This window comes from Steroidobacter sp., from assembly GCF_016790065.1.
Classification (GTDB): domain Bacteria; phylum Pseudomonadota; class Gammaproteobacteria; order Steroidobacterales; family Steroidobacteraceae; genus Steroidobacter.
The window spans coordinates 1-20,502 of the sequence record NZ_JAEUPY010000534.1 but is presented as its reverse complement, the minus strand read 5'-3'; the positions used below and the strand labels follow the sequence as shown (position 1 = coordinate 20,502).

At 61.4% G+C, this 20,502-nt stretch carries 19 protein-coding genes and 1 riboswitch; of the genes, 9 read left to right on the top strand and 10 right to left on the bottom strand.

Annotated elements, in window-relative coordinates:
* A partial coding sequence (locus JNL55_RS22170; RefSeq protein ID WP_293859047.1) for an energy transducer TonB occupies positions 1 to 180 on the top strand: 180 nt, incomplete at its 5' end.
* A gap of 46 nt (positions 181 to 226) precedes the next feature.
* Here the strand turns inward: JNL55_RS22170 and JNL55_RS22165 are convergent.
* Entirely contained in the window at positions 227 to 1,441 is a 1,215-nt protein-coding gene (locus tag JNL55_RS22165) for a CaiB/BaiF CoA transferase family protein (protein WP_415923140.1), read from the bottom strand.
* Between the two features lie 143 nt (positions 1,442 to 1,584).
* Here JNL55_RS22165 and JNL55_RS22160 point away from each other — a divergent pair, with 143 nt between their 5' ends.
* Positions 1,585 to 2,043 carry a hypothetical protein gene (locus JNL55_RS22160; protein WP_293859041.1) on the top strand — a complete coding sequence of 153 codons (459 nt, stop codon included), beginning with the start codon at positions 1,585 to 1,587 and terminating at the stop codon, positions 2,041 to 2,043.
* A 66-nt stretch (positions 2,044 to 2,109) separates the two neighbouring features.
* Positions 2,110 to 2,910, top strand: coding sequence for a tyrosine-protein phosphatase (locus tag JNL55_RS22155; RefSeq protein WP_293859038.1), 801 nt, complete (start codon positions 2,110 to 2,112; stop codon positions 2,908 to 2,910).
* 9 nt (positions 2,911 to 2,919) lie between these two features.
* On the opposite strand, the gene JNL55_RS22150 is transcribed toward JNL55_RS22155, so the two are convergent.
* Complete coding sequence (locus JNL55_RS22150; protein WP_293859035.1) at positions 2,920 to 4,338, bottom strand: short-chain fatty acid transporter; 1,419 nt, start codon at positions 4,336 to 4,338, stop codon at positions 2,920 to 2,922.
* Positions 4,339 to 4,393: 55 nt separating this feature from the next.
* Positions 4,394 to 7,741, bottom strand: coding sequence for a GH36-type glycosyl hydrolase domain-containing protein (locus tag JNL55_RS22145; protein ID WP_293859032.1), 3,348 nt, complete (start codon positions 7,739 to 7,741; stop codon positions 4,394 to 4,396).
* 141 nt (positions 7,742 to 7,882) lie between these two features.
* Here JNL55_RS22145 and JNL55_RS22140 point away from each other — a divergent pair, with 141 nt between their 5' ends.
* Complete coding sequence (locus JNL55_RS22140) at positions 7,883 to 8,329, top strand: CBS domain-containing protein (RefSeq protein WP_293859029.1); 447 nt, start codon at positions 7,883 to 7,885, stop codon at positions 8,327 to 8,329.
* Positions 8,330 to 8,379: 50 nt separating this feature from the next.
* Here the strand turns inward: JNL55_RS22140 and JNL55_RS22135 are convergent, their stop codons facing one another.
* From JNL55_RS22135 to JNL55_RS22120, 4 genes are all read right to left on the bottom strand, one after another.
* On the bottom strand, positions 8,380 to 9,228 hold the full coding sequence (locus tag JNL55_RS22135) for a MipA/OmpV family protein (RefSeq protein WP_293859027.1): 849 nt from the start codon (positions 9,226 to 9,228) through the stop codon (positions 8,380 to 8,382).
* A 10-nt stretch (positions 9,229 to 9,238) separates the two neighbouring features.
* Entirely contained in the window at positions 9,239 to 9,718 is a 480-nt protein-coding gene (locus tag JNL55_RS22130) for a glutathione peroxidase (protein ID WP_293859024.1), read from the bottom strand.
* 11 nt (positions 9,719 to 9,729) lie between these two features.
* Complete coding sequence (locus JNL55_RS22125) at positions 9,730 to 10,140, bottom strand: hypothetical protein (protein ID WP_293859021.1); 411 nt, start codon at positions 10,138 to 10,140, stop codon at positions 9,730 to 9,732.
* Positions 10,141 to 10,224: 84 nt separating this feature from the next.
* Positions 10,225 to 10,992 carry a TetR family transcriptional regulator gene (locus tag JNL55_RS22120; RefSeq protein ID WP_293859018.1) on the bottom strand — a complete coding sequence of 256 codons (768 nt, stop codon included), beginning with the start codon at positions 10,990 to 10,992 and terminating at the stop codon, positions 10,225 to 10,227.
* 186 nt (positions 10,993 to 11,178) lie between these two features.
* On the opposite strand from JNL55_RS22120, the gene JNL55_RS22115 reads away from it, so the two are divergent.
* From JNL55_RS22115 to JNL55_RS22105, 3 genes are all read left to right on the top strand, one after another.
* Positions 11,179 to 12,351 carry an acetyl-CoA C-acetyltransferase gene (locus JNL55_RS22115; protein ID WP_293859015.1) on the top strand — a complete coding sequence of 391 codons (1,173 nt, stop codon included), beginning with the start codon at positions 11,179 to 11,181 and terminating at the stop codon, positions 12,349 to 12,351.
* An 87-nt stretch (positions 12,352 to 12,438) separates the two neighbouring features.
* Positions 12,439 to 13,224 carry an SDR family NAD(P)-dependent oxidoreductase gene (locus JNL55_RS22110; RefSeq protein ID WP_293859012.1) on the top strand — a complete coding sequence of 262 codons (786 nt, stop codon included), beginning with the start codon at positions 12,439 to 12,441 and terminating at the stop codon, positions 13,222 to 13,224.
* Between the two features lie 18 nt (positions 13,225 to 13,242).
* Complete coding sequence (locus tag JNL55_RS22105; protein ID WP_293859009.1) at positions 13,243 to 14,406, top strand: acyl-CoA dehydrogenase family protein; 1,164 nt, start codon at positions 13,243 to 13,245, stop codon at positions 14,404 to 14,406.
* Here the strand turns inward: JNL55_RS22105 and JNL55_RS22100 are convergent, their stop codons facing one another.
* Positions 14,407 to 15,213, bottom strand: coding sequence for a peptidylprolyl isomerase (locus tag JNL55_RS22100; RefSeq protein ID WP_415923139.1), 807 nt, complete (start codon positions 15,211 to 15,213; stop codon positions 14,407 to 14,409).
* 176 nt (positions 15,214 to 15,389) lie between these two features.
* Here JNL55_RS22100 and JNL55_RS22095 point away from each other — a divergent pair, with 176 nt between their 5' ends.
* Both JNL55_RS22095 and JNL55_RS22090 read left to right on the top strand, forming a co-directional pair.
* Positions 15,390 to 17,219, top strand: coding sequence for a DUF885 domain-containing protein (locus JNL55_RS22095; RefSeq protein WP_293859003.1), 1,830 nt, complete (start codon positions 15,390 to 15,392; stop codon positions 17,217 to 17,219).
* The gene (locus JNL55_RS22090; protein ID WP_293859000.1) at positions 17,220 to 18,170 is read left to right on the top strand and encodes an AEC family transporter; all 951 of its coding nucleotides are present in this window, start codon (positions 17,220 to 17,222) and stop codon (positions 18,168 to 18,170) included.
* Between the two features lie 3 nt (positions 18,171 to 18,173).
* Here the strand turns inward: JNL55_RS22090 and JNL55_RS22085 are convergent, their stop codons facing one another.
* The gene (locus JNL55_RS22085; protein ID WP_293858997.1) at positions 18,174 to 18,929 is read right to left on the bottom strand and encodes a fibronectin type III domain-containing protein; all 756 of its coding nucleotides are present in this window, start codon (positions 18,927 to 18,929) and stop codon (positions 18,174 to 18,176) included.
* 103 nt (positions 18,930 to 19,032) lie between these two features.
* Positions 19,033 to 19,120, bottom strand: a riboswitch (cyclic di-GMP riboswitch).
* 483 nt (positions 19,121 to 19,603) lie between these two features.
* Positions 19,604 to 20,502, bottom strand: an 899-nt coding sequence (locus JNL55_RS22080; protein ID WP_293858994.1) for a DbpA RNA binding domain-containing protein, incomplete at its 5' end; no start/stop codon positions are given.

Sequence of the window (20,502 nt, the reverse complement as noted above, 5' to 3'; positions counted from 1 at the left end):
GACGCCGACGGACACGCCACCCGCGCTGACGTCGAGCGCTCCAGCGGCCATGTGCTGCTCGACCGCGCCGCCCAGCGCAGCGTGCTCCACAACTGGCGCTTCGACGTATCTCATTGCGCTCACACGTTCCCGGCTACGCATCAGGTGGCTGTGGAATATCGCAACGAGGAGTATCAGTAAAGCGGCCCTTGTCTCCTCTTCACGAGAGAGGAGATTTTGTCCGGGACTAAATGGTCCCGGACGTCTTTAACTGTTCGATCTCAGTCTCGCTGAACCCTGCCTCGGTCAACACCTCGTGAGTGTGTTGGCCGAGCAGCGGCGGCGCCGACTGATACTGCAGCGGCGTGCCCGACATCTTGATCGGGTTCGCTACCATCGGCACCGTGCCCGCCTGCGGATGCGGCAGCTCGATTTTCATGCCGCGACTCTGCACTTGCGGATGTTCGAACACCTGCGCCAGGTTGTTGATACCGCCCACCGGAATGCCGAGCGGTTCGAACAGCGCGATCCATTCCGCCACGGTTCGCTGTTTCAACGCCGCGGCCAACAACGGGACCAACACGTCACGATTGCGCACGCGATCTTCGTTGCGCAGGAAACGCGGATCCTGATGGAACGTTTGCCCGGCCGCCTCGCAGAACTTGCCGAACTGGCCGTCATTTCCCACCGCCACCACGAATTGGCCATCGGACGCGTCGAACACCTGATACGGCACGATGTTGGCGTGCGCATTACCCATGCGCTTGGGCGCGCGACCGCCGACCAGGTAATTCATATTCATGTTGGCAATCATGGCCACCTGCGAATCCAGCAGCGCCATGTCGATGTGCTGGCCCTGGCCAGTGAGCGAACGATTCACGATGGCGGCGAGAATCGCCACAGTCGAATACATGCCGGTGGTGATGTCCGCCACCGCCACACCGACCTTCTGCGGTCCGCCGCCGGGTTGATCGTCCTTCTCGCCGGTGATGCTCATCAAGCCGCCGATGGCTTGGATGATGAAGTCGTAGCCCGCCACCTGGCGCATCGGCCCGGTCTGGCCGAAGCCGGTGATGGAGCAATAGATCAGGCCGGGGTTGAGCTCTTTCAGCTGTTCGTAACCGAGGTTGTAGCGAGTGAGATCGCCAGCCTTGTAGTTTTCGATCAGCACGTCGGCCCGCGCCGCCAACTTGCGCGCCACCGCCTGGCCTTCGGGCTTGGAAATGTCGAGCGTGACCGACTTCTTGCCGCGATTGGCGCCGAGAAAGTACGCAGCCTCGCGCGTATCTTTACCGTCGCGATCTTTCAAATACGGCGGCCCCCAACTGCGCGTGTCGTCGCCGACCCGAGGGCGCTCGATCTTGATCACCTCCGCTCCTAGATCGGCGAGGATCTGGCCGCACCAGGGACCGGCCAGCACGCGGCTCATGTCCAGCACGCGAAGATGCGACAGCGCGCCCACACGGGGTTGATCGGAGCTGGAACTTTCAGGCGTCATACTGCTTCTTACTTTCATGGTCCGGTGCTGTCGGCCGCGCAAACTAATCGCAGCCGGGGCTGCGGATCAAGGGCGTTTCGATCACCAGCGCAAACCGGTACCGCACCATGGCCGCACTTCGCCGCTCCCGCTCCCAGACTGTGTCGCCAATGATTGGGGTGGTCGGGTTACTCGCCGTCGGGGGTTTACTGAGCGGCACGGCACTGGCTGAGGAAAAAGCGCCCGCCGCCGCCAAGCAGGTCGCGCACAAGCCCATGGATCTGCGGCCGCCCAATATCACTCACCTGTTTTCTTCCGAGCAGCTAAACAAGATTTTAGCCGCCACGTTCCGTGAAGATATCGAAGAGGTGCAGGTCGAAGGCGAGCGCGACCAAATACCGGACACACCCACCGTCTGGCCCGGCATTGCCGCGCCGATCTGGGCGGTACTGAATCCTACGCAAGCCTGGCGAATTTTTACGCCATTGCCGCCGGATCAAACACGCGGCTCGCAGTACCTGCGCGCCGATGCCACCGATGCGTATGTGCTCGAGCCGGCCGGCACCCCGTCGCCGCACGCCCACTGACATCCCATTAACAACCCAGACTGTCGCTGTGAGACACTGACGCCCACTCCCGGCTAAGGCGTCTCCATGACCTCATCGGCTTCGGCTGTTCGCGCTTCGCGCGAACGCGTGCTCTCCTTTCAGGGCGGCTGTAACTTTCGCGACATCGGCGGCTATCGCACCCAACAAGGCACCAGCACGCGCTGGGGCAAGGTGTATCGCGCCGGCGTGCTCACCTATTTCACCGACGACGACCACGCACCGCTCAGCGAATTAAAAGTTCGTTCCATTTGTGACTTGCGGCGCGCCGAAGAACGCGAGCGCGAGCCGACGCGCTGGCCGCATGCTGACGTGAATGGCTTGTCCTGGGACGACGGTGCCGTGCCTCCCATGATTCGCACTTACGCTGCCGATCGCCCGAAGACGGCTGAGGGAATGTTCGACACGATGATCGCGTTGTATCGCGCGCTGCCGGAGTGGATGGGCCCGCGCATCGGTGGAATGTTTTCTGCGATCGCCAACGGCGATGTGCCGCTGGTCGTTCACTGCGCGGCGGGCAAAGATCGCACCGGCATCGCCGTGGCGGTGTTGCTTAGATCGTTGGGTGTGCCGGAAGAAACGGCCATTCAGGATTATTTGCTGACCAACTCCTCGGTCAACTTCGAAGAGTTCATTCGCTCACGTCATCAGGTCGACCTCGGCGTGACGGACACACACAGCCCGCTATTCGCGATGCCCGAGGACATGCGCCGCGTTCTATTCAGCGCCGACGCGGACTTCCTGCACGCTGCCTTCGAACAGATCGGCGATGTCGAGGCTTACCTGGCCAAGACCGCCGGTATCACAGCGGCTCAGCAGGACAAGGTTCGAGCCGCTCTGCTCGAATAACGCTCGGAGCTACGGCATCACCGGCGGCTTGTATTCGAGCGTCAGCCCGAACGCCCATAGCAGCGCCAACACCACCGGGACGTGCACGATGAATTGAACCATCGTGAAGCCAATCACGTCCCGAGCGCGCAGTTTAAGAATGCCCAGCAGCGGCAACATCCAGAACGGATTGATCAGGTTGGGCAACGCTTCCGCGGCGTTATAGACCTGCACCGCCCAGCCGAGATGCACCTTCAGCTCATTGGCCGCCTGCATCACATACGGCGCTTCGATGATCCATTTACCGCCGCCCGACGGCACGAAGAAGCCGAGCACCGCCGAGTAGATGCCCATCACGATTGGAAACGTCTCGCGCGTCGCGGCTTGAGCGAAGAACGTCGATAAGTGATGCGCGATGCTCTGGCCATCGCTGCCGACCGCGGACACCAGAATCGCCGCGATGCCGCCATAGAACGGAAACTGGATCAGCACACCGCTGACACTCGACACGCTGTTCGACACGGAGTTGAGAAACACGCGCGGCCGCCAGCACAACAACAAGCCCAACATCACGAACATAAAGTTGTAAGTATTGAGGCTGGAGATGGCCAGTGCCGCGCCCTTGGCTTGAAACTCTTGAACCAGCCAGGCCGCGCCCAGCGCAACGATCAAGATATTGAGCAGCGGACTGTGTTCGAGCCATTCGCCAGGGCGCGTTGTGGACGCGCTCGCCAGTGACGGTGCCGCCGGCTCAGCGACGACACCCAAGCGTCGCGCGGTCTGTGCATTCTCTCGCTGCGGCGTGGTCAACCACGCGATCACCAGCGTGATAGCCATGAGAATCGCCGTCAGTGCGATGGACTGCCACAGGAAAATCGTTTCCGTAAAAGGAATCACGCCGGTGATCTGTAACAGCGCGGGCGTCATGCTCGCGGGATTGGCTTGCAGCTGCGCCGCTGACGAAGACAGCCCCATGGCCCACACGGACCCCATTCCCAAATAGGCGGCAGCGGCCGCCGCTCGATAATCCATATCGAGATCGTCGCGGCGTGACAGGGCTCGCACCAGCAAGCTGCCGAGGATCATGCTCAAGCCCCAATGCAGCAGCGAGAACATCATGCTGATCGTGGCCACCCAGCAAACAGCGCCGCGACCGGAGCGAGGAAATGCGGCGAGCTTGTCGATCAAACGAGCGGCAGGCGGTGAGCTGGCGACGACATAGCCGCCGATGATGATGAAGCTCATCTGCATGGTGAACGGGATCAGGCTCCAGAAGCCGTCACCGAATGCTTTCGCCGTCTGCGTCACCGGCGAGCCGAGCGCGATGGCTGCGATCGCCACGACGATCACGCCCAGCACCGCGAATACATACGCATCAGGAATCCAGCGCTCGGACCAAGCGCAACAACGCAAAGAAATGCGTTCCAACCAGCCGACTTGTCGATTCATATTCTTTGGCTTGCCAGGGTCCGCTGCCCCTGAGAGCGTGTTGGTATTGGTTGGACTAGCCTACCTTGATCTGAATGCTGTTGTCCGGTCGGTCGAGCTTGGCCGTCAGCAAGGCGCGATCGATGCGCGCGGCACCCTTGCGATAAGGATTCGCGTCGTGCGTCAGCGCGACATCCTGTCCGTTCACCTTGACTGCACTCACTCCCCAACCGGTACCGTCGATCTCATAAGTCAGCGTCACCGACTTCCCAAACAGCGACAGCCGAACACGCAACCCATTCAGCGCCACCGGAATCACCGGATCCAACGTGACCTCGCGTGCCTCGATGCTGAGCCCCAAGAACCGTCGCACGATCAATGCCAATCCGATGCCAGCGCCGCTGGAGTAAACCCGCCAGCCGCCATCGAGCGGCACAGAGCCTTGAGCCACACGCTCATACTCGGCGCTGGCTTGGTAGCGATCTTCGAACGTCGCATCCGAGCTGGAGTAGTAGCAGTTCGCCTGTCGCGGCGTCGCGCTCGACACCAAGCTGCGAATCCCGATGGGATTGACCTGGCACAACGCGCGGAAGAATCGATCCGTCTCGCCCACTCTCGCCAGCGCCTGCGCGTAACGCAGATGCGCATGCATGTACATCAACCCGATCTCACGACCGAAGAACGTGGCACTCTCGGCGCGTTGGAAGAAGCGCATCGGCCCGCCGTGATAGTTCATCGGCCGGTCGAACAATCTGACGCCATCCGGCCCGCTCAAGTGCAAGTCGATCAAGCGCAGGTGTTGCTTCAGCTGCTCGGGATTGAACAAATCCTCGAGGATGGCGTGGATCATGGCCAGCGAGCTGTAACGAACGCCGGTGATGTTATCTCTAGGGTGCAAGAGATAGCTCTCGCGCCCCTTCTCTGCGAACAGCGCATAGCCGGTGAGCACACCATCCACCAGCAACACATGCTGGAAGTCGCGTTTCACGTTCGCTGCCCAGCTTTCGAAACGAGCCGCATCCTGCTCGCGACCGATGCTTCGCAACGCCTGCGCCAGCGTCGTCAGTACTTGGTGATGAAGCGTAACCGTCCAGGCGCTGCACATCCGCTCGCGCATGTTCGGATCGGCGGGCTGTAGCGCGTCGTTCCAATCTCCATGGCCGTACGCAGCGAGCGCCGTGCCTGGCACGATGCGCCGTTCGATGACCTTCAGCGCGCGCTCCACATGCTTCCATAGCGGCACGGGCGGCAACGCATGCCCGGTAGAGAAGAACGGCACGGGCTCATCCAGAATCGAGCTATCGCCGGATGCAATCAAATACTGCGACAGTGCAAGCAGGGGCCAGAACACGATATCGCCGTGTGAGTCCCCAGCGCGAATTTCGCGCTCACGCTCGAAGAACATAAACCACTGTGGCCAATCGCCATCGGGCGCCTGGGCTCGCATCACTCGAATCAGCAGATCACGAATGGGTTGGAAATGACCCAATGCCAACAGCATTTCCACCGGGCCTTGAGTCACATCGCGCGTACCCCAGCCGCCGCCGGAGTACTGCTCCAAGCCACGAGGCGACAGGTAATGCACCAGCGCGTTATGCCGGAACCACGGCACGATCTCCGCCAGCCGCCCGACCTGCTCGGCCAGCGCGCTACCAGCGGGCGCCTCAACGCCTAACAATTCGACGAGTTGCTCGCCGCTCGCCTTCGGGACGTCGGGACTTTCAACGACCAGGTTGCCGCGAATCGTCAAAGCAAACGACTTGGTCGCCGCAGTCACCAAGCACACATACGGCTGCTGACGAGAACCGCCATCGCTGAACAGCATCTCATCGCCGCCGACGCGCTCCAGTTCAGTAGACGGCGTAACGACAAAGCCACCCTGCGAGAATCGTTTCGCGAGCTCACTATCCTCGGCAGGCTGAATCACGATGGCACCCTCTTCCGAACGCCAGCGCGCTTCGCCCGAGAGACTGCCATCGTCACCATTCAAAGCGACATGATTGGAAACAAAGAACCGCGCCGCCGCGCCTGCCCGCACTTCGATGTTCAATGCCACCTGATGCTCAGCGTGCGCCTCGCTGCGAACTTCGATCAAACCATCGGCATGTTTGTACAGCCAGCGACAGGCATCCGGTTGAATCTCAAACGCCGACGGCATGTCGAGCAGTTGCCATTGACCGCCCACTTCGACGAACACCCGCAGTCCATGCGAACGATACAGGCCGAGATAGCTGTGCACGGTCGACAGCAACCGATTGAAGCTCACATGACCTTGAGTGAGCATCGAATGAAACACGCCGTTCATCCACACTGTGGAGGTCAGCGCCAACTCATCCGGCGTGGTGTGACGGCCGGAGCGCAATAGATGTCCGTGAGGCCGCAACACTCGCCGCTCTTTGGCGCGCAGGACCACGTGTCGATCCGCTTCGTAGAAGAACGACAGCACCTCGCCGCGCTCATCTGCTTCTTCGTGCCGACGCTGCGAATTGAACAACGTCGCCAACTCATCCCGCTGCAGATCGAGCGCCTTCAGCAGTAGCGCGCGACTGAACAATGTGCCGGCATCAGCAGCGTCGCCGGCAGTCGCTGCGATATCGGCAAGAGCAGCTTCGGGCAGATCAAGCACCTTATCGACCGCAGCGAGATCGACGGCCGATGTGGCCGCCGGATGATCGGCACTGAAGCTACCGAAGAACCCCGTGCTGACCCGCTCGCCGGGTGCGATCTGCAATGGCGCATCCTGAATCGCAACCAGCGAGTGTTCGTGCTGTAACCGGCGCGTCGGCAAGCCTTGCAGAATGCCGATGGGTTGTTCGCCGGCGCGCGTCGCCAGTCCATGAACCTGCAGAGCATCGGTCGCGAAGCTCGCGCCTTGTCGCAACGAACCGATGACACACCAGGGATTGCGGCCGCCGGCAGAAAGATTTTGCCGAGACGCCACCACATGACCGTGCTTTGCATGCAACAGCGGCGTGTGGTCGACGTACTGACTCACGTAAAACTCGTTCAGCCGCACCGTGCCGTACGGCGACAGCGCCACGTCCTGCACATAAATGACGTCGACGTGCTGAGCCGAACCTGCAGAATTTTCCAGGCTCACTTGCCAGAACCAAGCCGGGGCCGCAGCCGCCAAGCGAAGCTGCACCGTGTAGCGAATACCGGACCACTCGCCGCGGCCCACCCAACTGTCGGCTGAACGAGTGAATACGGTCGGGCTGCGTGGTCCGAGCAGCTCCAGGTACTGCACCGCGTCGGTATTCAACCGGCGCAGGTACAGATTGGCCACGCTGCCTTCCAACTCGTTACCGATGAACAGATTGACGATGGTGTCGCAGTGGTCCATGCGCCGCACGGCGCCGTTGGCCAACAACTCGGCCGTCAAGCCGGCGGGACTTTCCAAACGCGAAGGCGGTGATAGCGGCATCTGCGACTTTCCTGACGCGTGCGAACAGCAGTGAAATGCGGTGCTCGCAGTGTAGTGCATGCGCTTCCGGCCGAGGAACCGCGTCGCTACTGACGAGTTGTTTCCCACAGCCCACGTCGACCCGCTTTCGAGGAGACAGCCATGAAAATCCGCGATGCCATGACTCGAGACGTCCGTATGGTCCGCCCGGACCAGCCCATTCGCGAGGCCGCACACTTGATGGCCGAGCTCGATATCGGCGCACTGCCGGTCCAGGACAACGACCGGTTGGTGGGCATGATTACCGACCGGGACATCGCAGTTCGCGCGGTTGCCGAAGGCAGGGATGCCGACACTCAAATCAGCGAGGTCATGACCAACGAGATCAAGTACTGCTACGAAGACCAGACGGTGGACGAAGTCACTCGCAATATGGGCGAGCAGCGGCTGCGCCGCTTGCCGGTGCTGGATCGTAACAAGCGGCTGGTGGGCATCCTGTCGTTAGGCGATCTGGCCATCGACGATGAAGCCTCGGATGAGGCCGGCGAAGCACTGGGCGGGATTTCGCGCCCGGGCGGCGAACACTCGCAGTCAGCGCAACGTCATTGATGAGACGCATGACGCTCGCCCTCTGCTGCAGAGGGTGAGCGTATTCAGTGCTATTCGTCGTTATCCACTTCGACCATGCGCTTGGATTTGCCGATCATCCAAGCGATGCCGATGCCACCGGTCACATAGTTTTGTTGCCGCACCAGCGGGCTGTCTGCGAACACGGCGTTATGCAGATTGTCGTAACGCATGTACGCGCCCACCCAGCAGCCCGGGAAGCGCTTGGAGATAGCGGCAATCACGTGCGTCCCTGAATAGCCGCCGCGCGCCTCGTAGGCAGGCCGTTCGACAGTGGCGTAGCGTGGCGCCACCGAATAGAAATATTCGTGATACTGAGCCGCGCCGAACAGCGGGCCCACGCCGACTCCGAAATCCCAACCCGGGGCGACGAAATTGGCGATGTCCAGATTCAAGCGCGGCGAAAAATTCCAACCCAAACTTTTGGGCGAGCCTTCCAAGGTGATGGGCACACGTAACGGCATCACCAGATCCAGCTTCATGTCCTGCGCCGCCGAGCGCCACAGATGCACATCCAGCGACGGTCCGAATTCCAAGGTCGGCCGCAGGTTCGGCATGCCGTCGCGCGCGTCGTTGTCATCGCTGCTCACCGGAATGGTGGCGTTCATGCTCAAGCTCAGCTCGAGGTAGCGCTTATCGAACAGCTCGCCGCGCAGACCTTCGCGATCGGCCTTCAGAAACTTGCCGCGATACACGAAGTACGGCAGCGGCACCGGATACACATTCAGTTCATCCGAACCGCGATAGTCGGGGAACGCCATGGCACCGACGCCCATGCCAAATTCCCACAACGGTTTTTCCGCAGCCTGCACCGACAGCGGCGCGGCGACACAGGCCACGACCGCAGCCCAACGCAACACGACTTTGACCACCGACCCCATACGACCCCGGCTATAGAAGCGCCTCGACGTTACTTTTCAGGTCCTCGGGCTTGGTGGTCGGCGCGAACCGGTCGACCACCTGGCCCTGGCGGTCGATCAAAAACTTGGTGAAGTTCCATTTGATGGCTTCGCTGCCGAGCAAGCCCTTGGCATTGCTTTTCAACCAGCGATACAACGGATGAGCCGTATCGCCATTCACGTCGATTTTCTCGAACATGGGGAAGCTGACGCCATAGTTCTTTTGGCAGAAGCTGCCGATCTCATCGGCACTGCCCGGCTCCTGGGCACCGAACTGATTGCAGGGAAAGCCCAGCACCGCGAGGCCGCGATCCTGGTACTGCTTGTAGAGCGCTTCGAGCCCCTCGTACTGCGGCGTGAAGCCGCACTTGCTGGCGGTGTTCACCACCAACAACACCTTGCCGCTGTACTCACGCAGCGCCACCGGTTTGCCGTCGAGGCTGTTGGCCGAGAAATCGTAAACGGTGCTCATGACTGATTCCTTCAAGGCTGCGGGTCGGCCGACACCAGCGTGAAGCTGTCGGCAAAGTACGGTGTCTCGGCAAAACAGTTGGTGGGCACGCCCCGGTGCTCCGAATAGTGCAGCCGGATCTGCCGGCCCACGGCCGAGGACAATTGTTTGGCCAGCTCCGGATCGCGGGTACTGAAATGCCAGATCTCCGGCGCCACGCCGCCCACGATGTACAAAGCCAGTTCGCCCTCATACGTCTTACAGAGCCAACCCTTGCGGGAGAATTTCTGGAGCAGGCCGGCGCGCTCGCCTTCGGAATAGGACCAGCTCAGGGTGAACCAGGTCCAGGCGCCGCCTATGACCAGGGCCAGCAGCGGGATGAACACCAGCACTCGCACCAGCCAACGGCCCGGGCGGCGAGAGGGGAACGCGGAATCAGCCATAGTTATAGTTCCTCGCGACAGAGCTGGAGTGTGGCGAAGGTCGTTGCCGCACTCAACTCTTACGCGAGGCGGTGACGCGAAGGCTCAGCGACGGGGCTTGGCCGGGCTGCGCTTGGACGCTTTCGGAGCCGCTTTCGGGGCCGTGCCCTGGGACTCGGGCAGCTGGTTGCGCAGCCCGTTGACGAAAATGTCATAAACATGGGCGATGTAGCGCTCACGCACGGCATCGGTCACACCCGCGCCGCCGACGATGGATTGCAACGCATAACGCGCGTTGAACAGGTGATCGCAGGCACCGAGCAAATTCACGTAGAACAACACCGGCTCGACCTGCTTGAACTCGCCCGCTTGGATGCCCTGCTCCAACAGCTGCTGTTGCAGCTCCATCAACGGCCGGATGAACACGCGAGCGATGTGCCGCCCGCTGCTGGTCTCGGCCTCGCGCTGATCCAGCAACGAATGCATCAGCCGATTCAAATACGGCCGACGGAAAAAGCCGTTGATGATGCCGGCAATGTGCACGCGGAGTTTTTCCGAGGCCGACATGTCCAGTTCCAGCAGATTGCGCACCCGCTGTAACTCGACCGCGGCATCGCGGTCCACCAGTGCCACCAGCAAGCCTTCCTTGTTGCCGAAGTAGTACTTGACCAAGGCCGAGTTCAAGCCCGAGTGCGCGGCGATTTCGCTCAAGGAAACATTGATGCCGTGGCGATCGCTCATCAGCTTGCTGGCGGTATCGAGCAGCTTTTCCCGCGCATTGAAATCGCTGGGCACGGCGTCCCGCGCGATGCGGCCGGCTTTACGGCGGCGAGGCGGGCGGGAGCTGTCTTTGACCGGGGCTCGGGCTGGCACGCTGGACATTCTGGGCAATCGAGGCGAGCGGAGGGCCCACATCGTACCGCAAACACCGCGCCGTCATCGCTGTCGTCACAGCGATTGTCATATTCTTTAAGCGATTGATTAATTCATGCCGATAGCGTCCAATGGCGCACCGTTACCGGCCACGCGCCGCTGGCGTCCACATTGCGAGGGGATTTCATGAGCACTGCGTATATCGTCGCGGCCGCCCGTACGGCGGGAGGTCGTAAAGGCGGCCGTTTGTCCGGCTGGCATCCGGCGGATCTGGCCGGCAAGGTTCTGGATGCATTGGTCGAGCGCGTCCAGGCCGACCCGGCGCTGATCGAAGACGTGATCATGGGCTGCGTCAGTCAGGCCGGCGAACAGTCCAGCAACGTGGCGCGCAACGCCGTGCTGTCCTCCAAGCTGCCGGAAAGCGTGCCGGCCACCTCGGTGGATCGGCAGTGCGGATCGTCGCAACAGACGATTCATTTCGCCGCGCAAGCAGTTATGTCCGGCGTGCATGACATCGTGATTGCCGCCGGCGTGGAAAGCATGAGCCGCGTGCCCATGGGGTTGCCGATCGTGCTGCCGGCCAAGAACGGCTTCGGCTCGCCCAATGGCGAAGCCATCAAGAAGCGTTATCCCGGCATCGAGTTCAGTCAGTTTCTGGGCGCGGAAATGATCGCCAAGAAATACAACTTGTCCAAGGACCAGCTCGACGAGTACGCGTTCGGCTCGCATCAACGCGCCATCGCTGCCGCTCGTGCCGGCGCGTTCGAGCAGGAAATCGTACCCATCGAAGTGACCTTGGCCGACGGCAAGAAAGAACTGCACACCGTCGATGAAGGCATTCGTTTCGACGGCACCATCGAAGGCATTCGTGGCGTGAAGCTGTTGCAGGAAGGTGGCCGCGTCACTGCCGCCACCGCCAGCCAGATTTGCGACGGCGCCTCCGGGGTGCTGATCGTCAATGAGAAAGGCTTGAAGACGCTGGGCGTGGAACCGCTGGCGCGCATTCATCACATGTCCGTGATCGGCCACGATCCGGTGATCATGCTCGAAGCACCGCTGCCGGCCACGCAGCGCGCGCTGCAAAAGTCGGGAATGAAGATCGACGACATCGATTTGTTCGAAGTGAACGAAGCGTTCGCGCCCGTGCCCATCGCCTGGCTGCAAACCACCGGTGCCGATCCGGCGCGACTCAACGTCAACGGCGGCGCCATCGCGCTCGGTCATCCACTCGGCGGCTCGGGCACCAAGCTGATGTCGACGCTGATCTACGCACTCAAGGCACGCAACAAGCGTTACGGCCTGCAGACCATGTGCGAAGGCGGCGGCATGGCGAATGTGACCATCATCGAGCGGTTGTAATTGAGTTTGGTTCACCCCCTCCGGGGGTGAACCGGACTTGTTTATGAGCCGGGCTTGTTTGTGGACCGGCCTGTTTAAAGGACGACTATGAAACTCGACTCTTCCATTGCCGCCGTCATCACTGGCGGTGCTTCCGGTTTGGGTGCTGCCACCGCTCGTGCTCTGGCTGCGCTCGGCGTCAAAGTGGCTCTGTTCGATATGAATGTCGAAAAGGGTGAAGCGCTGGCCAAAGAACTCGGCGGGGTGTTCTGCAAGGTCAATGTGACTTCGGACGCCGATGTCGACGCCGGCTTCGCCAAGGCGCGCGCCGCCATCGGTCAAGAACGCATCCTGATCAACTGCGCCGGCACCGGCAACGCCATCAAGACCGCGAGCCGCGACAAGACCACGCGCGAGATCAAACATTTCCCGCTCGAGTCCTTCGACAAAATCATCCAGATCAATCTGATCGGCACGTTCCGCTGTATCGCCAAATCGGCCGCCGGCATGTTGTCGCTGGATCCGCTCGATGCCCAGGGTGAGCGTGGCGTGATCGTGAACACGGCGTCGGTGGCCGCACAGGATGGCCAGATCGGCCAGGCCTCGTACTCGGCCTCGAAGGCCGGCATCGTCGGCATGACGTTGCCCATCGCACGCGACCTGATGAACGAAGGCATCCGCGTCAACACCATTCTGCCGGGCATCTTCAATACACCGCTGATGCAAGGCGCAGCCGAGAACGTCAAAGCGGCGCTGGCCGCTTCGGTACCGTTCCCGAAGCGCCTGGGCGAGCCGGAGGAGTTCGCGTCGCTGGCGCTCGAAATGTGCCGCAACAGCTACTTCAATGGCGAAGCCGTACGACTCGACGGCGCCATTCGCATGGCTGCTCGCTAATAGCTCCTCGGTAACGTCATGCGCAGAACCATCTTCGAACCCGAGCACGAACAGTTTCGCGAATCGGCGCGCCGTTTCTTTCAAAAGGAAATCGGCCCGCACGGGGAGCGCTGGCGCGAACAAGCCGCAGTGGATCGCGAAGCCTTTGTGAAAGCCGGCGAGCAAGGCTTTTTGCTCATGTGGGCGGCACCGGAACATGGCGGCGCCGGGGTCTCGGACTTTCGTTACGAACAGATCCTGATCGAAGAGAACGGCCGCTGGGGCGAGAGCGGTTTCTTCATGACGTTACATTCGCGACTGGTGGCGCCGTACATCGGTCACCTCGGCACGCCGGAGCAAAAGGCCCGGCTGTTGCCCAAGTGCGCCACCGGCGAGTCCATTCTTGGCGTCGCCATGACCGAACCCGGCGCGGGCAGCGACCTGGCCGGCATGAAGACGCGCGCCGAAGATAAGGGCGATCACTGGTTATTGAATGGCTCGAAGACTTACATCTCCAATGGACAGATAGGCGACGTATTCATCGTTGCTGCGCGCACCGATCCTACACGCAAGCATGGACTCGGCTTGTTCATCGTCGAGCGCGGCATGGAAGGGTTTCGGCGCGGCCGCAATCTGAAAAAGATGGGCCTGAAGGCGCAGGACACCTCGGAGCTGTTCTTCAACGACGTGAAGGTGCCCAAGAGCAATGTGCTCGGCGAGCCCGGCAACGGCTTTAAATATCTGACCACGTTTCTGGCCGAAGAGCGCTTGATCACCTCGGTGGGTTCATTGCAGGCGGCACGCACGGCGTTCGAGCTCACGTTGGAGTTCGTCAAAGAACGTCGCGCCTTCGGCCAGCCCATTGGCACGTTCCAGAACTCGCGATTCAAATTGGCGGATATGCAGGCCCAGATCGACGCGCTCCAATGCTTCATCGATCAATGCGTGCTGGAACACAACGCCGGCCGATTGGACAGCGTCACGGCTGCTGAAGCCAAGTTGCTCACCACCGAGCTGGAAGGTCGCGTCGTCGACGAATGCGTGCAGCTGCACGGCGGCGCCGGCTACATGGATGAGTATGCGATCTCGCGGCTGTACACCGGCGCTCGCATCAGCCGCATCTTCGCCGGCAGCAACGAGATCATGCGCGAAATCATCGGTCGCTCGCTGGACCTGGACGACCGCAAACTCACCAAGGGTTGATTACTTGGCCTTCCTGACCGGCAGCGGCACGTTACAAACGTCGATGCGGCCGGCAGGAACTTTGTACCACTCGTCCTGCCGATTGCGGCGCGACTCCACCAGGTCGGTGAAGGTCTGGGTGTCGGTTTTCAGCACTTCCAGATTGGCTCGTTCGGCCGCGGGCACATCGGCCGCGAGCTTGATTTGAGTAATCGGCGTGCGCTCTTCGGGCTTTTGATAAAAGCCCATCGCGCCTTTGCCGCGAGGCATGGTCGAGAGCACATCCATACCCTGTAGCACTCGACCCACCAGCGTGATGTTCCGATCTAGGTTGCGAGGCGCGTTGCCGCTGACGACGTACAACTCGGCGCCGCTACCACTACCCACATCGTTGTCGCGACCTGCGCCGACCATGCCGTAGCAATGAACCAACCACGCTGACCCTTGCTCGGACTCGCGAGCGACAGGAAAGCCGTTCACAAATCCGGTTTGTGCGGCATAAGTATCCGGATCGGGCAGTGCCGTGAATTTGAGCCCCGCCGCTGGACGAATGAACTCCGGCGGCAACGCTTTCTTCGCCTCGCCGAGCGGCTTGTTCGCGTTCGAATCGCCCCACTGCACGACATAGTTGTCCTGCGAACGCGTGATGGCCAGGCCGTCGAAATACTTGGCCCGCGCCAACGCCCGCAAGTTGGCCGCGTGCTTGGGCGCGAACTCCGGTTGCAACTCGATGACGATACGACCTGCCGGCAGATCCATATACAAAGTGTTGTTCGGATCGAGCGGTCGCCAGTCGGACGGCTTGGACGCCGCCAGCACATCGGCCATGGTCTTGCCGGCGGCGCTGTTCTTGCCTGCGGCGCTGGCCGGCAACGACGCAAGCAACAGCGGCAGAACAGCGACTGCAACGACGCGCAACGATTTGCTCACGGCCAGCTCCTGTGACAAGCCCGGCACATTATGGCATCGTGACCGGTGAACTGAACTGCTGGGGACCGTAAGAAATGCAGAGAACCAAGCTGCTCGCCGTGCTGGCCTACTCGTCGTTGCTGCCGTGCCTGGCGCTGAACGTTCCCGTCAGTCAGGCCAATCAAGCGCCGGCCAGTAATCAGGCCGCCACGCCCAGCCGCTCGCCGGTCGACGGCTTTTTCGCTCGTTTTACCGATGAATGGGTGCGCGCCGATCCGGATCTGGCCACCAGCGCCCGCTACTTCTCCGGCGACGAACAGAACGTCCTGGAACAGCAACTCACCCCTCGCACCCGGGCCTACACGCTCGATCGCATCAAACGCGCCAAGCGCGGACTCGCCGACTTGCAGAAGTTCGACCGTAGCAAGATGAACGAGTCGCAGCGCGTGTCGGCCGAGCTGATGCAATGGCAGCTGGAAAGCATCGTGGCCCGAGAAGCCTTCCTGGACTTCGACTTTCCGCTGGATCAATTCAGCGGTGCCAACGTCGGCCTGGTGGAATCGCTGACGCTACGTCATCCGCTCACCAAGCCCGGCGATGCCGCCAACTATGTGGCCCGCATGAAGCAACTCAGCACGCGCATGGACGAAACCGTCAGCGAAGCGCGCCAGCTGATCGCCAAGAAAATGTTGCCGCCACGGTTCATCGTCGAGACCACGCTCACGCAGATGCGCGCGTTCAGCGATGTGGCCCCGGCACAGAATCCGCTGGTCACTGCCTTCGCTCAGCGCATTCAGACCATCGAAGGCCTGAGTTCGTCGCAACGCTCCGAGTTGCAAGGTCAAGCCACTCGTATCGTCACTGAGCAGGTGTATCCGTCCTGGCGTCGCGCGATTGCCTTGCTCGAAGGTATTTTGCCCAACACCAGCAACGACGCCGGCCTGTGGCGTTTCCAGGGCGGCGATCAGGCTTACGCATTCGCGCTCGGCCAATACACCACCACCAAGCTCACGGCCGAAGAGATTCATCAAATCGGCTTGCAACAAGTGGCCCGCATCGAAGCCGAGATGGATGTCATTTTCCGTAAGCTCGGTCGCACCCAAGGGTCGGTGCCCGAGCGCATCAAGAAACTGCGAGCCGATCTGACTTATGAAGACCCGACGTCGGATTCGAGCCGCGCCGAAATCATGCAGGACATCGATGCCTTCATCGCCGATGCGCTCAAGCGCAGCCCGGCGCTGTTCGACCTGCAACCGAAGTCACCCGTCATCGCACAACCGTTTCCTCGCTTCCGCGAAGCCAGCGCTGCGGCCAACTACAATCGCGCGCCGCTGGATGGTTCACGCTCGGCGATTTTCCAGATGCCGTTGCGCCCTGAGCGCATGACCAAGCTCGGTCTGCGCACGCTGGTGTATCACGAGACCGTGCCCGGCCATCATTTCCAAATCGCCATCGAACAGGAAAACACCGACCTGCCTAAGTTTCGCCAGGCTCGAGTACTCGGCGGCATTTCCGCCATGTCCGAAGGTTGGGCGCTGTACGCCGAGCGACTGGTCGCCGAGAACGGCTGGTACGAAGGCGATCCCGAAGGCCTGCTCGGCATGTTGGATGCGCAGTTGTTTCGCGCACGTCGGCTGGTCGTAGACACCGGCTTGCACGCCAAGAAATGGACTCGTCAGCAGGCCATCGATTACGGCATCGAGGCCAGCGAGATCGAGCGCTATGTGGTGATGCCCGGCCAGGCGTGCGCTTATATGATCGGTCAGCTGGAAATTCTGCAGCTACGAGATCGGGCGCGCACCACGCTCGGCGATAAGTTCTTGCCCCAACAATTCCATAACGTCGTCTTGCGCACCGGTACGGCACCGTTGGAATTACTGGGCCGCGAAGTCGACCGCTACATCGCCGGAGCTGCCGCGAATTGAATGAGTGAGTTCTGGCAGTTCTTCCGGCTGTCCGCGCCGCTATTCGTCATCGTCTTTGCCGGATATGTGATTGCCAAGTGGCGCTGGCGGCGGGAATGGACCGAGCTCGGCTCCAAGCTGGTGTTCATGGTGGCGCTGCCGGCGCTGCTGTTTCATATGATGACGGGCCTGTCGCAATTGCCGCCCGTCGATGCTCGCCTGCTGATCGCATTCTTCGGCGGATGCTTGCTCGTGTTCTTCATCGGCCGCTTCGTGTCGGCGCGCGTATTCAAACTCGATGGCGTGGCCCAATCGGTGTTCGCGCTGGCCGGCGTGTTTTCCAACAACGTGCTGCTCGGCGTGCCCATTGCGAAATTGACGCTCGGCGAACAGGCGATGCCTTCAGTCGCGCTGGTGTTGGTGTTCAATGCGCTGACGCTGTGGACCTTGGTGACCATCTCTGTCGAGTGGGCGCGGCACGGCTCGTTCACCATGAGCGGCTTTGGCAAGACCACACTCAGCGTGCTGAAAAATCCGCTGGTCGCCTCCATCGTCGCCGGCACCTTGGTCGGCTGGTCCGGCATCAAACTGCCCGGCTTCATCGATGTGACGCTGGCCGGCATCGGCAAACTGTCCGCACCGCTGGCTTTGCTGGTGCTCGGCATGGGGCTGGCCGAGTACGGTATTCGTCAGGGCTTGAATCAAAGCCTGACCATCTGCGTCATCAAACTATTGGTGCAGCCGCTGGTGGTGTGGGGCCTGGCGGTGCTGTTGAATCTGCCGCCGTTGGAAACCAGCGTGGTGGTGCTGCTGTCGTCACTCGCGATCGGAGTGAACGTTTACATGATGGCCATGCAGTTCGGCACGCTCCAGAGCACCATCGCCAGCAGTCTGGTGTTGTCGACCGGACTGGCGTCGCTCACGACGCCAGTGCTGCTGTCATTGCTGCATGCCCTGCGGCCCGATCTATAACTACTAGCTGACCACGCGCGAGATCACGTTCGAGAGCTGGCTCTCTTCGCCAGTGGCGGTCACTGCGCGCACTGCGAAGTAATACGTGCCGGCCGGCAGGTCCTGCACGCTGAAGCTGTTCAAGCCGGCGCTCGGCACTTCGATGGCGTTCACCAACGCATTCTGGTTCTTGCCGTAATGAATGCGATAGCCCGACAGATTCTGCAACGTGGCGCCTTCGACGGTGCGAGTCGGCACTTCCCAAGACAGAGCAACGCTCGCACCCGAAGCAGTCTGCGCCACCGAGGAACCGGCAGCGCCGACAGTGACCGAGAACGCAGTCAACGAAGCGCTGGCCTTGCCGTCGCTGACGGTGATGACCACACCAGCCGTCGTGCCCTGAGCAGATGGAGTGCCGGAGAGTTGACCGGTGGTGGTGTTGAACTGCGCCCAGCTCGGCTTGTTTTGAATCGAGAAGGCGAGCGTGTCGCCGTCGGCATCGGTTGCTTGCGGCGTCATCGTATAGGTGCTGCCAACAGCGGCCTGCGTAGCCGGCGTACCGGAAATCGTGGGAGCGGCATTACCGCTGCCGCTGCTGCTGGTTGCGCTGCTGCTGCCGCTGGAACCACCGCCACCGCCGCCGCAACCGGCGGTCATGAGACCGGTCATCGCCAACGCAACCAAGCCACCACGCTGCAACCACTTACCAAAAATCGCCTTCTGCATCTGACAGCCCTTGATACATCTGCCGGCGCTGGTGCGCACGACGTGAATTTCCAAGGGCGTGACTGGGCCGCTGCAGCAGCAGCCCACAAATCATCGGTGTACTTGCGTACACATAGAACGCACCGTGTCTTTGGTAGACACAGTTTGCTCTCGCTAATTTGGCAGCCCCGCTGTCTGAGGGCGTGAGCCCTTTTAGACCGGTTGCTTTGCGTCCCCGACTTTCGACGGGTTTGCCCTTGACGGTAGCGAGCCTCGATTGCTCCATTCGAGGTGGCGAGGCCGATGACTGCACGCACACACGCGCAGCCGGCACGGCTGTCACCTGATTTCAGTCAGACGAAGAATGTTTCAGACATCCTCGACCCGCTGCGGCATTCGCATTCCCTGCGAACCCTGTTATCGATCACTGGATGCCATTTTCGGTCGTTCGCCGCTCCTTACCCATCGGAGAGGCACCCAATGTCTTGACGCGGGATGGAGCATAACCTCCCCCGGCGGATACTCAATCCTGTCTGCGATTAGCAGCAACGTCGCCGTCGCCAGACGACTGCGGCGCTTAGGAAACAAACATTGTTTGTTGGTTGTTAGCTGTGACGCTGTTCCGGTGAGGCGTGCGTCACAGTTTTATTTCGGCGCTTCGCACGCTTTGATTAGCGCGCTTTTGCCTGTTTTTATAGAGCTTCCCGCATGCCGTGGCAGGTCATGCGGGGGCTGCTCGGTGGTCAGTGTCAGCGGCGACGAGGCGTGTCGCGAGCGCTACGTGACTTGGGTCTCACTCCCTTGGAATCGACGTTGGCCCGAAATTTCGGCGCGCTCGGGCGCTCGCGTCGGAGCTTTTCCACGTGCGTTTTCAGGGCTCGGCTGAGCTGCAGCTGCTGACCGGCTACGCGGACTTTTTGTAGCTGCTGAAAGACTTCTTTCGGCATGCCGGCGGGCAGATCTACGAAGCTGTGATCGTCACGGATGGTGACGCGGCCGATGCGGTTGCCTTCCAGGCCAGCTTCGTTGGCGATCGCGCCCACGATGTTGCCCGGCTTCACGCCGTGCGCGTGGCCGACTTCGATGCGGTACGTTTCGACGTCTTCGTCGCCGCCCCGACGACGCGGCCGATCGTCATCCCCGCCCGGACCGCGGGCGAATCTGCCTTCGCCTTCGCTGCTACGAGGACGCGATGGGCGACCTTCGTCGTCGCCTCGACTGCGTGCTGGTCGCTCCGAGCCTTCGCTGCGGCCAGCGAATTCTCGCGGCCGGCGGCTTTCGCTTGGTCGCTCTGATCGCTCGCCATCCCGCGCGGCTCGCTTCGCTGCGCGCGGCTTCGCTGCTGCATCTTCAGAGCCAGTCTCAGTGGCTCCAGCTTCGGCGGCGCCCGCCTCGGCATTGCTAACATCGACGCCAGCTTCGTCATTGCTAGCTTCGACGTTGCCAATCTCGGCGCTGCCAGCTTCGACGTTGCCAATCTCAGCGCTGTCGCTCTTGATCGCGCCCGGTGCGGCCTCTCCTTCTGCAGCTGGCGCTTGGCCTTCGCGCTGTGCGAATTCCAGCGCTCTGCGCTCGCGACGATTCAGCGGCCGCGGCTGCGGCGGCGATGTGACATCTGACTGTTCAGACGATGTGAAATCCGGAGCAC

What these genes read in the sequence shown, in the direction of transcription:
- JNL55_RS22150 (WP_293859035.1), bottom strand. Translation starts at nt 4,338, where the DNA reads ATGAATCGACAAGTCGGCTGGTTGGAACGCATTTCTTTGCGTTGTTGC.
- JNL55_RS22095 (WP_293859003.1), top strand. Translation starts at nt 15,390, where the DNA reads ATGCAGAGAACCAAGCTGCTCGCCGTGCTGGCCTACTCGTCGTTGCTG.
- JNL55_RS22145 (WP_293859032.1), bottom strand. Translation starts at nt 7,741, where the DNA reads ATGCCGCTATCACCGCCTTCGCGTTTGGAAAGTCCCGCCGGCTTGACG.
- JNL55_RS22110 (WP_293859012.1), top strand. Translation starts at nt 12,439, where the DNA reads ATGAAACTCGACTCTTCCATTGCCGCCGTCATCACTGGCGGTGCTTCC.
- JNL55_RS22140 (WP_293859029.1), top strand. Translation starts at nt 7,883, where the DNA reads ATGAAAATCCGCGATGCCATGACTCGAGACGTCCGTATGGTCCGCCCG.
- JNL55_RS22100 (WP_415923139.1), bottom strand. Translation starts at nt 15,213, where the DNA reads ATGGCCGATGTGCTGGCGGCGTCCAAGCCGTCCGACTGGCGACCGCTC.
- JNL55_RS22125 (WP_293859021.1), bottom strand. Translation starts at nt 10,140, where the DNA reads ATGGCTGATTCCGCGTTCCCCTCTCGCCGCCCGGGCCGTTGGCTGGTG.
- JNL55_RS22130 (WP_293859024.1), bottom strand. Translation starts at nt 9,718, where the DNA reads ATGAGCACCGTTTACGATTTCTCGGCCAACAGCCTCGACGGCAAACCG.
- JNL55_RS22090 (WP_293859000.1), top strand. Translation starts at nt 17,220, where the DNA reads ATGAGTGAGTTCTGGCAGTTCTTCCGGCTGTCCGCGCCGCTATTCGTC.
- JNL55_RS22155 (WP_293859038.1), top strand. Translation starts at nt 2,110, where the DNA reads ATGACCTCATCGGCTTCGGCTGTTCGCGCTTCGCGCGAACGCGTGCTC.
- JNL55_RS22135 (WP_293859027.1), bottom strand. Translation starts at nt 9,228, where the DNA reads ATGGGGTCGGTGGTCAAAGTCGTGTTGCGTTGGGCTGCGGTCGTGGCC.
- JNL55_RS22115 (WP_293859015.1), top strand. Translation starts at nt 11,179, where the DNA reads ATGAGCACTGCGTATATCGTCGCGGCCGCCCGTACGGCGGGAGGTCGT.
- JNL55_RS22160 (WP_293859041.1), top strand. Translation starts at nt 1,585, where the DNA reads ATGGCCGCACTTCGCCGCTCCCGCTCCCAGACTGTGTCGCCAATGATT.
- JNL55_RS22105 (WP_293859009.1), top strand. Translation starts at nt 13,243, where the DNA reads ATGCGCAGAACCATCTTCGAACCCGAGCACGAACAGTTTCGCGAATCG.